Source organism: Vibrio sp. D173a (genome assembly GCF_030248475.1).
Genome location: NZ_JAHGAH010000815.1, coordinates 1 through 1,054, shown reverse-complemented (window position 1 = coordinate 1,054; position 1,054 = coordinate 1). Strand labels below are relative to the sequence as shown.

Genomic DNA, 1,054 nt, shown 5'->3' with positions numbered 1-1,054 from the left:
CTTCTTGTTCTCAGGGTGTGGGTACATAGGGTCAAGATAGACCACGTCGGGTTGAGCAAACTCTGGATCGGCACTCAGCTTATCAAGCGCATCATGACTCGAGGCATGAATCAAACTCATACGCTCACTCACCCAGCTACCGATATCAGGGTCGTGCTGCGCGCGCTGCAGGCCATCATCAAGCAGAGCTGCAACCACAGTGTGTCGCTCAACCATCTGAACTTTGCAGCCCAATGATGCCAACACAAATGCATCACGCCCCAACCCTGCCGTACCATCAAGTATGGTTGGCGTCGCGCCCTTGTTCAGACCTGCAGCCTTAGCGATCGCTTGCCCTTTGCCACCACCAAATTTACGTCGGTGTCCAACGGCTCCGCCTACCAAATCCACAAAGATAGCACCAAGCTTTGGCTCATCAACTTTACGCAGCTCAAGCCTTTCGCTGGTCAACACTAAGGCAAACACACTGTTCTCATCGTGAGATAGGTGCCAGCGTGAAGCCAACTCATTGAGGTGGTCAATTTGGTTCGCGTCTTCGCAAATCAGTTGTAGTTGCAAGGTTGTCTCCAGAGGACTCGATGATAAAAAATAAGGCAACCAGTTTACCTGATTGCCTCATAAATACGTAACTTTGAGATGACTTTCTGTTTTTAGCCAACACGCTCGCTAATTAAAGCACACGCTCTTGTCGTAGCTCTTCCACCAGCTCAGGTAACGGTTTAGGGCGACCTATGATGTAGCCTTGTGCGTAGTTGACCCCAAGCTCGATAAGCTTATCAATGATTTGGGTGTTCTCCACAAACTCAGCCACCGTGTATTTGCCCATCTGCTTGGCCAGATCATTGATTGAGCGCACCATCACGTGGTCCATCTCGTTGACATCAATATCACGCACAAACAGACCATCGATCTTAACGATATCCACGGGCAGTTTCTTCAGATAACCAAATGAAGATAAGCCTGAACCAAAATCATCCAGTGCGATCATACAGCCGAGTTCTTTCAAGCGAGTAAAGAGCTTAATTGCCTGCTTCATGTTACTCATGGCTGCAGT

Annotated in this window: 2 protein-coding genes; both read right to left on the bottom strand. The window is 49.0% G+C overall.

Features of this window, described 5'->3' with window-relative positions; genetic code table 11:
• On the bottom strand, positions 1 to 558 hold a 558-nt coding region (locus tag KIV40_RS29505; RefSeq protein WP_285352805.1), incomplete at its 3' end, for a class I SAM-dependent methyltransferase.
• 112 nt (positions 559 to 670) lie between these two features.
• Positions 671 to 1,054: EAL domain-containing protein (locus KIV40_RS29500; protein WP_285352802.1), on the bottom strand; the 384-nt coding region annotated here is incomplete at its 5' end.